The 17,268-nt window shown below is 72.4% G+C and carries 9 protein-coding genes; 4 read left to right on the top strand and 5 right to left on the bottom strand.

Going from position 1 to position 17,268, the window contains the following annotated elements:
* Positions 1-139 precede the first annotated feature (139 nt).
* Positions 140-2,356, bottom strand: coding sequence for a WD40/YVTN/BNR-like repeat-containing protein (locus ACYVMZ_RS32415; RefSeq protein ID WP_461086057.1), 2,217 nt, complete (start codon positions 2,354-2,356; stop codon positions 140-142).
* 382 nt (positions 2,357-2,738) lie between these two features.
* Here ACYVMZ_RS32415 and ACYVMZ_RS32410 point away from each other — a divergent pair, with 382 nt between their 5' ends.
* A complete protein-coding gene (locus tag ACYVMZ_RS32410; protein ID WP_461086055.1) occupies positions 2,739-5,918 on the top strand; it encodes an RICIN domain-containing protein in 3,180 nt (1,059 codons plus the stop codon).
* 142 nt (positions 5,919-6,060) lie between these two features.
* Positions 6,061-7,080, top strand: coding sequence for a LacI family DNA-binding transcriptional regulator (locus ACYVMZ_RS32405; RefSeq protein ID WP_461086054.1), 1,020 nt, complete (start codon positions 6,061-6,063; stop codon positions 7,078-7,080).
* Here the strand turns inward: ACYVMZ_RS32405 and ACYVMZ_RS32400 are convergent.
* Entirely contained in the window at positions 7,077-11,063 is a 3,987-nt protein-coding gene (locus ACYVMZ_RS32400; protein WP_461086052.1) for a glycosyl hydrolase, read from the bottom strand. The genes ACYVMZ_RS32405 and ACYVMZ_RS32400 overlap by 4 nt on opposite strands.
* A 207-nt stretch (positions 11,064-11,270) precedes the next feature.
* Between ACYVMZ_RS32400 and ACYVMZ_RS32395 the strand changes: the two genes are divergently transcribed.
* Together ACYVMZ_RS32395 and ACYVMZ_RS32390 are read left to right on the top strand one after the other, a co-directional pair.
* Complete coding sequence (locus tag ACYVMZ_RS32395) at positions 11,271-12,569, top strand: MFS transporter (RefSeq protein ID WP_461086050.1); 1,299 nt, start codon at positions 11,271-11,273, stop codon at positions 12,567-12,569.
* A gap of 36 nt (positions 12,570-12,605) precedes the next feature.
* The gene (locus ACYVMZ_RS32390) at positions 12,606-14,102 is read left to right on the top strand and encodes an arabinose isomerase (protein WP_461086048.1); all 1,497 of its coding nucleotides are present in this window, start codon (positions 12,606-12,608) and stop codon (positions 14,100-14,102) included.
* Here ACYVMZ_RS32390 and ACYVMZ_RS32385 read toward each other — a convergent pair.
* From ACYVMZ_RS32385 to ACYVMZ_RS32375, 3 genes are read right to left on the bottom strand one after another with little or no spacing between them, the layout of a single operon-like run.
* Positions 14,056-15,117, bottom strand: a complete 1,062-nt coding sequence (locus ACYVMZ_RS32385; RefSeq protein ID WP_461086046.1) for an acyl-CoA dehydrogenase family protein — start codon at positions 15,115-15,117, stop codon at positions 14,056-14,058. The genes ACYVMZ_RS32390 and ACYVMZ_RS32385 overlap by 47 nt on opposite strands.
* A complete protein-coding gene (locus ACYVMZ_RS32380) occupies positions 15,117-16,286 on the bottom strand; it encodes an acyl-CoA dehydrogenase family protein (RefSeq protein ID WP_461086044.1) in 1,170 nt (389 codons plus the stop codon). The genes ACYVMZ_RS32385 and ACYVMZ_RS32380 overlap by 1 nt, the downstream gene beginning before the upstream one ends.
* The gene (locus tag ACYVMZ_RS32375; protein WP_461086042.1) at positions 16,286-17,143 is read right to left on the bottom strand and encodes an enoyl-CoA hydratase; all 858 of its coding nucleotides are present in this window, start codon (positions 17,141-17,143) and stop codon (positions 16,286-16,288) included. Before ACYVMZ_RS32375 ends, ACYVMZ_RS32380 begins: the two co-directional genes overlap by 1 nt.
* Positions 17,144-17,268 lie beyond the last annotated feature (125 nt).

Genomic DNA, 17,268 nt, shown 5'->3' with positions numbered 1-17,268 from the left:
AGTGCGGTCAAGAGGGTGTCTAACTCGGTCGTCACAACCCGATGTTGGACACCCTCCCTGCGTCCGTGAAGCCCACAATCGGAACTACTCGTCTAGGAGTCGGGGCCGGAAACCGCTTCCGGCACGTCGCGCACACGGCTCAGGGGGTGGTCAGCTCGTAGAAGCCCCTCCCGAACGTCGCGGCCACCAGGCGGTGGTGCTTCGCGTCGTACTCGATGTCGTCCACCGGTACCTGCGGCATGCCGCGGCCCAGGCGCAGCCAGCGGCCGCCGCCCGTGACGGACGTGAACACGCCCTGGTCCGTGCCGATGTGGAGGATGCCGCCGCGTGCCACGACCAGGTCGTTGACGGGCGCCGCCGGGAGGTCGCCCGACAGGTTCCGCCAGTGCCTGCCGCCGTCGGCGCTGCCGTACACGTGGGGAAGCGGGGAGCCGGAGCGGTAGCCGGAGTGCGTGGTCCAGACGCGGTCGGGGTTCTTGGGGTCGACGACCACCCGGGTCACCCAGGGGCGTCCCTGAGCCAGCTTCGTCCAGGTGGCCCCCAGGTCCCTGGTGACCCAGACGCGGCCGTCGTCCGTTCCCACGTACACGGTGCGGCCGTCGCTCGCCGGGGCGATCGAGGTGATGGTGCCGTAGTTGGCGTACAGGGGGTCGGGGCCCGGGCCGCCGGTCAGGTCGGGGCTGATGGGCCGCCAGGTCTCACCGCCGTCCGTGGAGCGGTTGAGGACCTCGGAGCCGTAGTAGAGGACCTTCGCATCGCGTGGGTCGAAGGCCATCGGCGTGAACCAGTTGCGGCGCTGGTACGTCGTCCGGTCGGCGAAGTACGTGAGCGTGTCGCCGCCGTCGGTGGAGGAGAAGCAGTTGCCGTACTGGTAGCAGGCGAAGACGTTGTTCACGTCGGCCGGGTCGATGAGGTTCTCCTCGCCGTCGCCGCCGAGGTACTCGTTGAACCTCTCCCCGCCCCAGGAGCGCAGCGAGCCGTTGTCCTGGGAGCCGCCCGAGATCCTGGTGACGTCCTGCGGGGTGATCGCCGCGCTGTAGAGCTGGGTGTACGGCTGGTGCCGGGACTTGACCCAGCCGCCGTCGCCGCCGGAGTCGGAGCGGTAGACGCCGCCGTCGTTGCCGAGGTAGACGCGGCCGGGGCGGCGCGGGTCCCACACCATCGCGTGGTGGTCGACGTGCATGCTCGTGTCGTCGGCGCTCCAGGTGGTGCCGCCGTCCTTCGTGGTCAGCAGGGCGACCCCGGCCACGTGCACGTGCTCGGTGTCCCGCGGGTCGATCCACACCTTGCCGAACCACCAGCCGAAGCTGGACTGCGAGTTGGCGAGGTCCTCGTCGGCGGGAGTGCGGGTCCAGTGGTCGCCACCGTCGGAGGAGGCGTAGAAGCCCTCGAAGGAGCCGCCGGCCTTGTTGACGATCGCGTAGAGCCTCTCGCCCGCGACGCCCAGGCCGATGCGCCCGACGTCGGGGCCCTGCTCGGGCAGCCCGCCGCCGAGTCGTCGCCAGGTCTCGCCGCCGTCTGTGGAGCGGAAGACACCGGAGCCCACACCGCCGTAGGTCCGCAGGTCGGGGCGGCGGCGTTTGTCCCACAGCACGGCGTACAGCCGGTCCCCGTCCACCACGATCTCGGTGGCGCCGGTGAACTCGTTGGCACCGGCGAGGATCCGCTCCCAGGTGGCGCCGCCGTCCTGCGAGCGGTACACGCCCCGGTCGCCGCCGCCGTTGTAGAGCGATCCGGCCGCGGCGACGTAGAGACGGCGGGGGTCGGCGGGGTCGATGGTGATGGCGCTGATCGCGCCCGAGTCGCGCAGGCCGAGCGGCGTCCAGCTGCGGCCGCCGTCCCTGCTGCGGTACAGCCCCGTCCCCTCGTACGTGATGCTGCCGCCGCCCGGGTTGGGCTCACCCGTGCCCACGTACAGGGTGCCGTCCGGGGCGGTGGCGACCGCGCCCATGGCCTGCGTCAGATGGTCGGGCCACACCGAGTGGAACGTCTCCCCGGCATCGGTGCTGCGCCACAGGCCGCCGCTCGCGGCCGCCGCGTACAGGGTGTCGGCGCGCTTCGGGTCGAGGGCGAGGGAGACGATCCGCCCGCCGATGTTCGTGGGGCCGACGTTCTTCCAACGTCCGCCGACGACGGGCAGTTCCCGGGCCTGCGCCGCGGCCAGGTCATGGGCGTGGCGGGGAATCGGCTGTCCCGGCAGGGTCTTCTGGAGATAGCGGTACTCCGCGGGAGCGGCCGGGCCGCGGACCGGCCGGTACACATCGGACGGGCCGGGCGGCGCGGCGCTCGCCGGCGCGGTGAGCAGCGCGGCGCCGGTGACCGCGCTGAGAACCAGCGAAAGCAGACCTCTGCCCATGAAGACCCTTCCGTCGCCATGCTCACTTCAAAACAGGACGGGAATGACGTTACGAGAGACGGAAGTTGAGCAGAAGAGCGCACGGGGGCTCGGTGCCGCCGAGGCCGTTCACCCCCCGGCCGCGGGCCTCTCCTCCAGAGGGAAGCGGCATGCCGCGTGCAGCGGCGCCCCATCGGTGGTGCTGCGGGGGAGACTTCGGCGCAGATGTCCTCCGCGCGCGCCCGCCCGGGTCCTCAAGAGGTCTGCGCATGTCCACACGATGGCCGTGAACTCGCCCTGTCTCTTGACGTGTTGGTTCCCGTCCTCAAATATTCGGGCAGCTCGATTGGTTCTGCGCGGTTCTGTTCGATCGTTCGATCAAAGGACCTCCCGAAGGGAAGCCATGTCCAGCAGACATCGCCTCGTCCGGGCGTTGGCGGTCACCGTTCCCCTGGCACTCGGCGCGGGCCTGGTGGCCCTGCCGTCCGCCACCGCCGCCGACCCGCCCGGCAGCGCGGTCACGGTACGGATCGACCCCTCCTACCGGCAGCAGGAGTTCGAAGGATGGGGAACGAGCCTGGTGTGGTTCGCCAACGTCACCGGCGGCTACCCGGACCCGATCCGCAACAAGCTCGTCGACATGCTGTTCGGCGACGACGGCCTCCGCCTCAACATCGCGCGCTACAACATCGGCGGCGGCAACGCCCCCGACGTCCGCAAGGACTACATGAAGACCGGCGCGACCATGGAGGGCTTCTGGAAGGCCCCCGAGGGCACCACCCGGCAGGACATGGACTGGTGGGACCCGGACGATCCGGACCACTGGAACTGGGCCGCCGACGCCAACCAGCGCTGGTGGGTGGACCGGATCAAGGACAAGGTGACCCGCTGGGAGGCGTTCAGCAACTCGCCGCCGTGGTTCCAGACCGTCAGCGGATACGTCTCCGGAGGCTTCGACGCCAACACCGACCAGATCCGCGCCGACCGCGTCGACGACTTCGCCACCTACCTGGTGCGGGTCACCGAACACCTGGAGAAGAAGCACCGCATCCGGTTCGACACCATCGCCCCGCTCAACGAGCCGAACACCAACTACTGGGGCACCCAGATCGGTCCGGACGGCCGGCCCACCGGCGGACGTCAGGAAGGCGCGCACGCCGGCCCCGAGCTCCAGCAGAAGGTCGTGCTGGCCCTGCGCCGCGCCCTGGACAACGCCCGGACCGGCGCCACCGTCTCCGCGATGGACGAGACCAACCCGAGCACCTTCGTACGCAACTGGAACGCCTACGACGACCAGGCCCGGGCCGCTGTCGACCAGCTCAACGTGCACACCTACGGCACCGGCATGCGCACCAGCGCACGCGACAGCGCCAAGGCCGCGGACAAGAAGTTCTGGATGAGCGAGGTCGAGGGCACCTGGGGGACGGGCACCGACTTCACCGGCATGGAGCCCGGGCTCGGCATCGCCACCCGCATCGTCGACGACATGCGCGAACTCGAGCCCTCCGCCTGGGTGTTGTGGCAGCCCATCGAGGACTCCATCCCGCAGGCGCAGGCGGGCAAGAACTGGGGCAGCATCCACATCCCGTTCACCTGCACGGCCACGGACACCCTGGAGACCTGCCCGATCCGCGCCAACACCAAGTTCCACACCCTGCGCAACTTCACCCACCACATCCGGCCCGGGGACCACTTCGTGAAGGTCGACGACCGGTCGAGCGTCGCCGCCGTACGCAAGTCCGGCCGAGGGGCGACCGTGGTGCACGTCAACAACGACACGACCCCGCGCGCCGTGACCCTGGACCTCTCACGGTTCCGGCGCGTCGCGCCCGGCGCCTCCGTGACCCCCGTGGTGACCAGCACGGACGGAGCGCTCGTCCGGGGCACGCCGGTGAAGGTGACCGGCGCCTCCGCCACGCTGACCGTTCCGGCGAAGTCGGTGACCAGCTTCCTCGTCGACGGTGTCTCCGGCACGGCCAAGGACGCTCCCCTCGTCCAGCGCGACCACGTGTACCGGCTGCAGGGCGCGCAGAGCGGCAAGTCCCTGGCTCCGTCCGACGACGGGAACGGCGTCGTCGTCCGCACGACCGACCCGAACGCGAAGGCCCAGCTGTGGTCCGTGCGGAAACTGACCCGTGGCAGCGGCAACCGTGAGCGCTACGCCCTCGTCAACGCGGGGACGGGCCGGCGCCTCGCGGTGCGCGGCGACGAGGCCGTCCTGGAGGACAGGGGCGACTCCGGTGCGGCGGCACAGTGGATCATGTCGACGACCGGGGACGGCACCTGGACCTTCGTCAACGCCGCCACCGGCCGACTGCTCGATGTCGTCGGGCAGTCGAGCGCGGACGGCGCCCGGGTGTCGGCCTTCCTGCCGACCTCCAACGCCGGCCAGCGCTGGACCGTGACCGACGAGACGGTGCTCCGCACGCAACCGGCCGAGGCGTTCACCGTCCCCGGCCGGGCACCCGAACTGCCCACGACCGTGACGCCCGTCTTCCGCGACGGAGCCCGGGGCACCCTCCCCGTGACCTGGGCGCCGCCGTCCGACTCACGCTGGCGCAAGCCCGGCACGGTGCGGGTGAAGGGCGAGGCGACCGACGCGCGCGGCAGGACCGTACCCGCCGAGGCGGTCGTCACCGTGGACACGATCACCTCCACCCGCCCCGCCCGCGCCAAGACCTACCCGGGCGGACGGCCCGATCTGCCCGCCACCGTCGTGGGCGTCGGCCGGCACGGCGGCACCCCGGACCTTCCGGTGACCTGGGACCCGGCCCCCGCAGACGCGTTCGACGACACCGGCGTGGTGACCCTGCGCGGCACCGCCCGCGTCCCCGGCGGCACCACGGTGCCGGCGACCGTACGCGTGCAGGTCACCGCACACCGGGAGACGAACGCGGCGCTCGACGAGAACGTGGCCGTCGGCGCCACGTTCACCGAGAGCGGCTACTCCGCCGACGGCCTGCGCGACGGCAGCCTGTCCGAGAAGGCCTGGTCGAACTGGAAACCGGGTGCGAAGAACCCCTCCGACACCATCACCTTCACCCTGCCGGCGGCCCGCGACCTGACCCGGGTCGTGACCCACTTCCACCGGGACGGCGGCAACGTCAGCTTCGCGCAGTCCCTGAAGGTGCAGGTGCGAGGCGCCGACGGCACGTGGGCCGACGCGAGCGACACCGTCGACGTCGGCACCGAGGGCACACCGGTGGCCGACGTCCCGGTGAACGCACCCGGTCCGGCGACCGCGGTGCGCGTGGTCATGACGGCCCGCCCGGGCGGCTACATCACCCTCGGCGAGATCGAGCTGTACGCCAAGACACCCGGCACCTCCCCGGACGCCGCTGCGGCCTCGATCGAGGTGGCCGGTGTGCCCGTGCCCGGCTTCGACCCCGACACGACCGACTACCGCGTGAGGACCGCGCATCCGGACCGGGCCCCGGTCACGGCGACGGCCCGTGACCCGTACGCGACGGTCACGGTCGGCAAGGACGGCACGTCCGACGCCGGGACCGTCCACCTCGTCTCCGTGAGGAGCGAGGACGGTTCACGGACACGGCAGTACACGGTCACGCTGACCCGCACCTGACCCACCGAGGGAGGGACCGGGCGCGCCCGGCCCCTCCCTCGGACCACCCGGGACTCAAATCGTTTTAGGTGCCGTGACGTTATACTTGCGTCGCCCATGAGGACACTGTCGTGCCTGGTCGCACGGCTGTCACAGCGAGGGGGTGGACGCCATCACGGCACGCCCCGCCCGCATTCAGGACGTCGCCGCCGCCGCAGGCGTCTCGGTGTCCACGGTGTCGAACGTGCTCAACCGGCCCGAACGCGTCAACGCGCGGACCGCCGAACGCGTCCGCGACGCGGTCGCCGCACTCGACTACGTCCCGCACCCGGGAGCCGCCGGACTGCGCACCGGGCACTCCTCCTCCATCGGGCTGGTGCTGCCCGACGTGGCCAACTCCTTCTACTCGCGCATCGCACGAGGCGCGGCGGAGGCGGCGTACGACCACGGCTATGCCCTCGCGCTCTGCCACAGCGGGGACGCGCCGGAGCGGGAGCAGGGCTACTTCACCATGCTCGTCAAGCAGCGGGCCGTCGGCGTCGTCGTCGTTCCGCTGAGCGCCGACCCGGGCCGGCTGACCCGGCTGCGTGAGCGCGGCATCCCGCTGGTCCTGGCCGACCGCGCCCTGCCGGACCGGGACGGCTGCTCCGTCTCCGTCGACGACATCGCCGGCGGCCGCATCGCCGTACAGCACCTCCTGGACCGCGGGGCGCGCGACCTCCTCGTCGTCAACGGCGAGCGCGGGATCCGCCAGTGCGCCGACCGGTACCAGGGCGCCCGCCAGGCCGTGCGCAGCCGGCGCGAGGCGCGGCTGGACCAGGTCGTCGCCGAGGAGATGACGGTGGCGTACGGCACGAAGATCGCGGACCAGTTGGAGGACCTGCCCGACGGGGTGTTCTGCACCAACGACTTCCTCGCCGCCGGGCTGTGCCGCGGACTGACCGAGCGGGGCGTGCGCATTCCCGAGGACGTCCAGGTGGTCGGCTACGGCGACCTGGACATCGCGAGTTTCGGGGCGACGACCCTGACGACGGTCCGGCAGCCGGTCGAGGACCTCGGCCGGGCGGCCGTCGAGATGCTGCTCGACGAGATCGAGGCGCGCGCGGAACACGTCCACGAAGCCCGGGTCTTCGCGCCCGGCCTCGTCGAACGGGACTCCACCCGGCCACCGGCCGACGTCTAGGAGGCCCGCGGAATCCGGAGCGTCACCGGCCCCAGCAGACCCGACACCCGTTGGCACGGAAACGCCCAGGCCGTCGGTGTGGCCTCGGCGAGATACGGCGCGAGCGTGTTGTGGACGGTCACGTCGACCCGGACGACGCGCCCGGCGGCCCCGCGCAGCGTGAACCGGTACGGCGCGCAGAACGCCTCGCCGACGGGCTCCCCGTCCACCGACACCTCGACGCTGCCCCGCACCCGCCCCAGGTCCAGCACGGGGTCCGGCCCCGGCGGCACCCGCAGCGCACGCGAGTACGTCACACCGCCGCTCCAACTGCCCAGCCCCAGCGCACTCCAGTCGCCCAGGGACAGCGGCGCCGGCACGGTGCGCACACGCGCCGGCCCGCGCCACGCGGAGCCGCCCCGCAGCACGGCCGTGGGCGCGGTGACGACCTCGATCCGCGTGGGCTCCCGCACCGGCCGCGGCAGCGTGAGCACCTGGCCGTCCAGGGCGTACTCCGGGCCGTCGCCGACCCGCACCCGCGCGGGCAGCTCCAGCGGCAGGCCGACCGACACGGTGCCCGCGGGCACCGTGAAACGGAAGCGCTGCGACGCCTCACGGACGTCGTCGGTGCACCGCACGGGCAGCACGGCGCGGCCGAGCGGCGGCGGCCCGGTGAGCCACTCGGTGTCCGGCAACGGATGCGGCCGTACGGCGGCGTGACAGTGCTGCACCTCGCCCCGCCTGGCCTGGTCCTCGACGGTACGGCCGCGCCACCCACCCGTGCGGGCCTCCCACCCGGCGCCGCTCACCAGCGCGGTCACGTCCGGCCCCGACCGGGCCACGAGGTCGACGAACACCGCGTCCCGGGAACGGACCCCGTCGGTCACGACATCCAGCACGTGCTCACCCGCCCCGAGCGTGAGGTCGTGGCGGAAGAACATCGGTACCGCGCCCCAGTCCGACTCGTAGTACTCCACCTTCTCCTGCCGCGCCACGACGGCACCGTCGAGCAGCACGGTGACCGCCGTCGAGGCCCCCACGACAAGCACCGCCTCCGCGCCGTCGCGCGGGAGCAGCAGCCGCGCCCGGTACGTCACCGGGCCGTCCGGCCGGACCCCGTCGGGCAGCCGCATGAAACGCGGGCGCGGTCCGAAGCCGCCCGGCGTGGACAGGCAGAAGTAACTGCCCAGCGGGGTGCCGGCGGTGGCCGAGATCGCCGAGGGCCGGCCCTGCGCCCCGGACAGTTCGTACTCGAGCACGTTGCGGGCCCGTCCCACGTTCACCCGTGCGGAGGCGAGATACCCGCCGCCGCCCGTGTCCAGCAACTCGCCGTTCCACCACACCCGTTTGACTGCCTCGGCACCGATGTGCAGGTCGGCAGGTCCCCGGTGGTCGCTCTCCACGACGGCCCGGACCCGGGCGCCCCTTCCGCCGTCCGGCACCGGGACGCGTACGAACTCCTCGGGCACCAGCGCCTTGTTGCCGAGCAGCCCGTCCGGATCCGGAATTCCACGGCTGGAGGAGTGGACCGTGACGTCCCATCCCTCGTCCGGTGGCACGAGGGGCTGCTCTCCGGCCACGACCCGGTCGGCGGACGCGGCGTCCAGCGGCTCGGGCGCCCGGCCCGACGGCACCGGTGGCAGCACACGGACCCGGTTGCCGTACGTCGCCCGTGTCCGCCGCCACTCGGCGTCCGGTGCGTCGCTCTCGGTCCACCGCATGTCCCAGATCTGCGGCTCCTCCACGGACGTTCCCGGGGGCAGTGCCAGGTCGCCCCAGGTGTTGTCCATGGTGGGGACCAGACGGCCCTGCCAGCCGGTCGAGACGTCGACGGACTCCGCGGGCGCGGGCGGTGGCTGTGTGGGCGCGGTACTCGTCGGTGAGCCCTCGCGCCATACGACGAGGGCGGCGGGGGCGCCGTCCAGCGCCACCTCGATGGTGGACACGCCGTCGCCGGACACGGTCACACGCGCCGAACTCCGGGTGCCGGTCGCCGGGTCCCAGACCTCGGCCTCGGCGACCGGGGCGCGCACGGTGACGGAGGAGGTACGGGCGTAGCGCGTGGGATCGACGACGTACTCCTCGCGCGGCCCGGGAGAGCCGGTGCGCGACTCGGGCACGCCCGCGTCGGGGAAGGCACCCGTCACCAGGGCGACCACCTCGTTCCCCCCCCTCCTGACGAGCAGCGGCACCTCGCCCGTGGCGTATCCGGCCGCGTCGGCCACCGCCGCCGCACCGGCCTCGGCGTCAGGCACCCGTTCCAGCCGCGGATGCGCGAGCAGCGCCGCGACGACGCAGTCGTCCCCGGCCAGGCCGGCGGCCGTCGCGGGCAAACGCCCCACGACCACCACCCGGCCACCGACGTCGAGGAGTTCGGTCAGTCGGCGTGCCGTCTCCTCCTCCAGGACGCTCGCCGAGGGCAGCAGCACCGCGCTGTACGCCAGGTCCCTGACCCGCAGGGCACCGTCCGTGGCCTTGGCGCGCTGGACGGAGTCGTCGTCGATGACGTCGAAGGAGACGCGCTGCCGGTCCAGGGCGCCGATGCGGGGGTGCAGCCAGTTGTTCGTGCCGCACAGGTCCAGGTAGTGGCGCTGCGTCTCGTCGGCCTCGGCGTGGCCGTCGCCGAGCCGGGCGTCGCCGAAGTGGCGGACGGGCGCGTCCAGGGGCAGGAGGGCCTGCATGGTGGCGGTGGGATGCAGGACCGCCACGTCGGCCGCGTAGCTCCCCCAGGACATGATCGAGCAGATCCGGGCCACCGCCCGGGAGAACGCGGGGTACTGCTTCCAGTACGGCTGGCGCCAGTCCGTGGACGGCGGCGCCCACTCGAACCAGCCGCCCGCCGTACCGAAGTAACTGGCGTGCGGGTTGTACAGGTTGGCGCCGCTGCGCAGGAACGGCAGCAGCCAGTCGTAGGTGTCCTCCAGGGTGCCGCCCCAGCCGGAGGAGTGGAACGCCTCGATCCACACGCGCTCGTGGCCGTAGAGGTGGGCCATGGAGGAGTGCACCTTCGCGTCGCCGTGGTGGTCGCTGCCGGCGGCGCTGAACCAGCGGTGGGTGCGGAAGTAGTCGGTGTACAGCTGCGTCGACTGGGCCGGGTAGCCCGCACGGGCCGGGTTGCTCTGGTCGCAGCCCAGCAGCATGCCGCGCTCGCGGTGCCAGGCGGCGAGCGGCCGGAACAGGGCCTCTTCGGCGAGGTCGGCGCGCAGGGCGTGGTAGTCGGCGCGGATGTCCTGCGCGTGAGCGCCGGCACCCGGGCCGAACAGGGCCGGCAGGTGGTCGAGCAGGTCGTAGCCGCGCCGGGAGCGGAACTCCTCGGCGAAGCGGCGGCTCCAGGGGGTGGTGCCCGGCAGTTCGTCCTGGAAGCTGCCCGCGATGACGTTGCCCAGGTACTCGGGCACGCGGCGGTCGTACTCGCCATGGACCGCGTCCATCAGCAGGCCGACGGCCTGCGGGTCCAGGTAGTCGAACGCCGTGGGGACGGCGGTGACGAGCCGGACGTCGCTGCCGTCGGCCGCCGCGATCCGCGCGGCCTCGGTGACCGGCAGGCGCCGGCCGTCGGCGTCGTACGCGCCCACCAGCGTCTCGGCGCCGCGCAGGGCGACCGTGCCCCGGGAGACCCTCGCGGTGCGCAGGCGCAGGGCCAGGCCGGCGGCCCCGGGGTGCCGCCGGGTGACGCTGCCCTGGACGTTGGCGCCGGAGAACCCGATCCGGTCGTAGAACCACAGGCGCATGCCGAGTTCCGCGGCGATCTCGCAGGCGTCGGTGAAGCGGGCCCACCACTCCTCGCTGAACCACGCCGGTTCGTCCGTCCGGGCGCCCCAACTCGGGCCCGACGGAGCCAGGTTGATGACCACGAGGTTGTGGACGCCGCCGTCCGCGAACCGGCGCATCTGCCACTGAAGACGTTCGCGGGTGACCTTCGCGCCCGACCACCACCACAGGGGAGTGGGGCCGTAGTCCCGGGGCGGATCCTCGAAGAGCTGCCGCAGGGTGGGGGAGATCACGGATGCGGTCCTTCCCCTAAAACGTTTTTAAGTCGCCTTCACCGTAGGCGAGCTGGACCGTTCCTGCCAGAGCCCGGGAAGCAGGGCAACGGGCCGCCGCCGCGCGGCAGATGTGTGCGCGACACCTTGTTGGAACGTTTTTCTCGCCCTATATTCGCTGCGACCTGGCCCCGGAGCCGCGATGTCACAAGACGACGGAGTCGCATCATGGCCGGTATCCGACCCATTCCGAAACACCTGTGGAAGGCCGCGGCCCTGTCGGGCATGGCCTCGTACCTCGACGCCGGGCTGATCGTCAGCATCTCCGTCAACCTGGCCATCTACCGGGACAGTTATGACATGGGCGTGTGGATGGCCGGTGCGATCAGCGCGATCGTCACCATCTGCATCGCCGTCGGATCCCTCGTCGGCGGAGGGCTCGCCGACCTGTTCGGCCGCCGCCGTGTCTACAATTGGGACATCTTCTGCTTCGCCCTGGGCGCGCTCGTCATCACGCTGGCGCCCAACGACATCGTGCTGCTGGCCGGTGTCCTCGTCGCGGGACTGGCGGCGGGCGCCGACCTGCCCACCTCCCTGGCCGTGGTCTCGGACGCCGCCCCCGCCTGGGCGCGGGGCCGGCTCGTGGCCTTCACCCAGGTCATGTGGATGCTGGGCATCACCGTCGCCATCTTCCTCGGCTTCGTCCTGTCGACCACGGGCATGACCGGAGCGAGGCTCATCACCGGCCAACTGGCCGTCGCCGCACTCGTCACGTGGCTCCTGCGCGCCCGGCTGAAGCTGTCCGTCGAGCAGGACGCGGCCAACGACGACTGGGCCGCCGACCAGGAGACGGAGGGGACGCAGGAGGAGGCGGCTGTCCCGCGCGGCATCGCGCTGAGGAACATCTGGACACGCGCCGCCCTGCTGCCGATGACGGCGACGTTCGTCTTCTACGTCACCTGGGGTCTGGGCGCCAACACCTTCGGTCAGTTCGGCACCTACCTGCTGGTCACCGTCAGCGACGCCTCACAGAGCCTGGCCACCGGGATCAACCTGGCCTTCATCCCGATCGGCGTGCTGCTGACCCTCGCCTTCGTCCGTGTCGCCGACAGCCCCTGGCGCGACCGGCTGTTCTACACCGCCGCCGCCGTGCAGGTCCTCGCCTTCGTCATCGCGTCCCTGACCGCCGGGGCCCTCGTCGGCATGCTCGTCTTCTTCGTCCTCTACCAGCTCTCCAACCCCTTCGCCGGAGAGGCCAACTACAAGGTCTGGTCGCAGCTCACCCTGCCCGCGGACACCCGCGGCACCACCCAGGGGTTCACCTACGCCCTGTCGCGCGGGGTCTTCGCGGTCGCCGCGTTCTTCACGCCCGCCCTGGCCGAGTACAGCGCGTCCGTGCTGCTCTGGTCGATCACCGCGTGCATGGTGCTGTCGGCGTTCGCGGGTGCCTTCATCATCCGCGTCCTCGTACCGCGTTCTCCCGGCGTCGCTCCCGCCCGGCCGGACCTGAAGGTCGCCCGGACCTGAGCCGAATCTCACCAGACCTCACAAGGAGCACCGACCATGGCAACGACCGAACCCTGGACGGGCACGACCGCGGACCGCGCCGCCGAACCGACCACCGAACGGACCGCCGTACTGCGCGAGCTGCTCCCGCCGGTCACCCGGCGCCGCACCCGGATCGGACTGGTCGCGGGCGGACTCGGCGCCTACTGGCCGCAGTTCCCAGGGCTCCTCCCGCAGTTACAGGAGTCGGCCCGCTACGTCGCCGACCGCCTGAAGGGCATGGACGCGGAGGTCACGGACGCCGGGTTCATCTCCGACGCCCAGGAGGGAGCGCTCGCCGCCGAGAAACTGCGCCAGGCCGACTGCGACCTGATCGTGCTGTTCCTGACCACCTACCTGACCTCGTCGATGGTGCTGCCGATAGCACAGCGCTCGCACGCCCCCGTCCTGGTCATCGACCTGCAGCCGTCCGAGCGGATGGACCACGCGTCCTTCGACACCGGGGCCTGGCTGGCCTACTGCGGACAGTGCCCGGTGCCCGAGGTCGGCAACGTCTTCCGCCGCGCGGGCATCCCCTTCCGGTCGGTGTCGGGCTGGCTGCGCCAGGAGTCCGCCTGGCGGCGCATCGAGCAGTGGATCCGCGCCGCCCATGTCCGCGCCGCGCTGCGGCACGCCCGGCACGGCCTCATGGGGCACCTGTACCCGGGGATGCTCGACGTGTCGACCGATCCGACGCTGCTGCCCACGACGTTCGGCTCGCACGTGGAGATCCTGGAGTACGACGACCTGCGGCACCGGGTGGAGAAGGTCACCGAGGCGGAGACCCGGGAGCGCATGGCGCTCGCCCGGCGGATCTTCACCCTCGACGACAGCGTGGTGGACGAGGACTTCGCCTGGGGAGCGACCGTGTCGGTCGCCCTCGACCGGCTCGTGGCGGACTTCGGCCTCGACACCCTCGCGTACTACCACCGCGGACTCGACGGCGAACTGCACGAGCGGCTCGGCGCCGGCATGATCCTCGGCGCCTCCCTGCTCACCGCCCGGGGCGTGCCCGCGGCCGGCGAGTACGAACTGCGCACCAGCGTCGCCCAGTTGGCGACCCAGTGCGTCGGAGGCGGAGGTTCCTTCACCGAGATTCAAGCCCTCGACTTCGAGGACGGTGTGGTGGAGATGGGCCATGACGGGCCCGGCCACCTCGCGGTCAGCTCCCGCGACCCCCTGCTGCGCGGGCTCGGCGTCTACCACGGCAAGCGCGGCTGGGGCGTGAGCGTGGAGTTCGACGTCCGGCACGGCCCCGTCACCCTCCTCGGCCTCGGCCAGGACGCCGACGGCACCCTGTCCTTCGTCACCTCCGAGGGCACGGTCGTCCCGGGCCCCCTGCTGGAGATCGGCAACACCACCAGCCGGGTCGACTTCGGCCGTGATCCCGGCGAATGGGTCGACGCCTGGAGCGCCACGGGCGTCGGCCACCACTGGTCCCTCGCCGTCGGCCATCACGCGGCCGACTTCAGGGCCGCGGCGAGCCTGCTCGGCATCGACCACCGGGAGGTGTGACGCCGACGCCGACGCCGACGCCGACGTCGGCGAGGACGCGGGCGCGGCAGGCCGACGGTGTGCCCCAGGCGTCGCGCAGCGGGCGGGCCTTGCGGATCCACAGGGAGAGGTCCAGGTCGTCGGTGTAGCCGACGGCGCCGTGGAGGTGCAGGGCGGTGCGGGCGGCGGCGTATGCGGCCTCCCCGGTTGCCGCCTTCGCCGCGGCGGCCTGCCGCCCGCCGTCCCTGTCGCCCGAGGCCAGCGCGAGCGCGGCGGCGTGCACCAGGGGTGCGGCGAACTCGAGCGCGACGAGCGTGTCCGCCAGGCGGTGCTTGACGGCCTGGAAGGACCCGATGGGGACTTTGAACTGGCGGCGCTGTCCGGCGTATTCGACGGTTCGGTCGAGCAGGGTGCGGCCGAGCCCGAGGCACTGGGCCGCGGTGGCGAGCATCGCGACCTCGGACGCGTGGGCGTGAGCGCCCGTGACCGTACGGCCACGGGCCACCACGGTGCCGCCGAGAGGCCGGGCCAGGCGGCGCGCGGGGTCGGCGGAGGGCTGGACCGGGCCGACCGCGTCGGCCAGGCGGAGTTCCTCGCCGTGTACGACGAAGATCGCGTCGGCCATGTCGGCGTCCAGGGCGTACGGGCCGGCGGCGGGCGGAACGCAGAGCGTGACCATGGCCTTGCCGGAGGCGATCCGCGGCAACCACTCGGCGGCGGTCGCCGTGTCCTCACCCAGTCGGCCCAGGAGAGCCGCCGCTGCGACGGTTTCGACCAGCGGACCGGGGACGGCGTGACGGCCCAACTCAACGAAGACAAGGGCGAGTTCACGTAGATGGTGACCTGCGCCGTCGTACTGTTCCGGCACGGTGAGAGCGAACACTCCCATGTCGGCGAGGCGGTTCCACAGGGCACGGCCGGGCGCCGGGTCCCCGGCCGCCCACGCCCGCACGGTCCGAGACGTATCGGCGGCCCTGAGCAGATCGTCCAGCGCACGCGTGAACTGGCGCTGCTCCCGATCGAGAAGGAGCCGCATCACCGGCGCCCCTTCGGCAGGCCGAGGAGCCGCTCGGCGATGATGTCCCGCTGGATCTCGTTGGTGCCGGCGTAGATCGGACCGGCGAGGGAGAAGGTGTAGCCCTCGGCCCACCTGCCGTACGAGGGCGCCTCGTCGGCGGTGTCGGCGAGTTCGCCCAGGGGGCCGAGCAGGTCCAGGGCGGTCTCGTGCAGGGCGAGGTCCAGCTCCGACCAGAAGACCTTGTTCATGCTGGACTCGGCGCCGATGGTGCCCCCGGCGGTCAGGTGGGATGCCGCCGCGTAGGTGTACAGCCGGTACGCGCGGGCGCGGATCACCACGTCGGCGACCCTGTCGCGCAGGGCGGTGTCGGCGGGGTCGGCGGTGGAGCGCCACAGGTCGGTGAGCCGGTCGGCGGCGGCCGTGAAGCGGCCGGGGCTGCGCAGGGTCAGGCCCCGCTCGTTGCCGGCGGTGCTCATCGCCACACGCCAGCCCTGCCCCGGCTCACCGATGACGTCCTCGTCGGGGACGAAGACGTCGTCGAGGAACAGCTCGGCGAAGGCGGGTTTGCCGTCCAGCCGCCGGATGGGGCGTACGGTCACACCGTCCGCGTCCAGCGGGAACATCAGGTAGGTGAGGCCCTGGTGCGGCTCGGCCGCCGCCGGGTCGCTGCGGAACAGCCCGAAGGCGCGGTCGGCGAACGCCGCCCTGGACGACCAGGTCTTCTGGCCGTTCAGGCGCCAGCCGCCGGCGACGCGGCGGGCGGTGGAGCGCAGGGACGCGAGGTCGGAGCCCGCCTCCGGCTCGGACCACGCCTGGGCCCAGATGACGTCGCCCCGTGCCATGGGCGGCAGGATCCTGGCCCGCTGCTCGGCCGTGCCGTGCTCGAAGAGGGTCGGGGCGAGCAGGCTGATGCCGTTCTGGCTCACCCGGCCGGGCGCGCCCGCCGCCCAGTACTCCTCCTCGAACACCAGCCACTCGAAGACGGTGGCCGCACGGCCACCGTACTCCTCGGGCCAGGACACCACCGACCAGCGGTCCGCCGCCAGGGTCCGCTCCCACGCGCGGTGCGCGGCGAAGCCTTCGGCGGTCTCCAGGGACGGCAGAGGCTCGGGCGGGACGTGGCCGCGCAGCCAGTCACGGGCCTCCGCGCGGAACGCCTCCTGCTCAGCGGTGAACGCCCCGTCCATCAGCCGCCCGCCGCCTTCATCGCGCGGACGTCCATGCCGCCGAGCGGGTCGCCGGCCGTCTCGGCGTTGTGCGCGTGGGCGAGATGGTGCAGGCCGAAGACCGAGTCCAGGCCCGCGTGCAGGCCCTGGAGGTCCTCGGCCTGGTTGACGGCCCGCTTGGTCAGCGCCAGTCCCATGCGGGGCATCTCGGCGATCCGCCGGGCCAGCTCCATGGCGTGGTCGTGGAGTTCGCCGCGCGGCACGACCCGGTTCACCATGCCGATCTCGTAGGCCCGCCGCGCGGTCATCCGGTCGCCGGTGTAGAGGAACTCCTTGGCGATGCGGGGCGGCATCACCCAGGGGTGGGCGAAGTACTCCACCCCGGGGATGCCCATGCGGACCACCGGGTCGGCGAAGAAGGCGTCGTCGGAGGCGACGATCAGGTCGCAGACCCAGGCGAGCATCAGGCCGCCCGCCACGCACGCGCCCTGCACCGCGGCGATCACCGGCTTGGGCAGTTCCCGCCAGCGACGGCACATCCCCAGGTAGACCTCGGACTCGCGGGCGAAGCGGCGCTCCGCGCCCTGCTTGTCCGAGTGATCCCACCACAGGCCGGCCCGGCGTTCGAACGGCAGGTGGGCGTCGCGCTCCGGCGTGCCGATGTCGTGCCCGGCCGAGAAGTGCCCGCCCGCCCCGGCCAGCACGACCACCTTGACCGTGTCGTCGCCGGCCGCCTGGTGGAAGGCCCGGTCCAGGGCGTAGGTCATCGCGGAGTTCTGGGCGTTGCGGTACTCCGGACGGTTCATGGTGACCACGGCGACGGGGCCGTGGCGCTCGAAGCGGACGGGCTGTTGCGGTGCGGGGCGGGCATCGGACATCCACGCCTCCTTCCCTAACAAGTGTTTGGTAGGTTAGCGTGCGAGGGGTCAGCCGTCGAGCCCGTCCAGCCGTACGGAGCCGCCCATGAGCAGCGTCGAGGAGTTCCGCGCCCGGCTCCGCGCCG

The sequence above is a fragment of the Streptomyces deserti genome (assembly GCF_054782695.1).
This window is presented reverse-complemented; position numbering and strand designations above follow the sequence as displayed.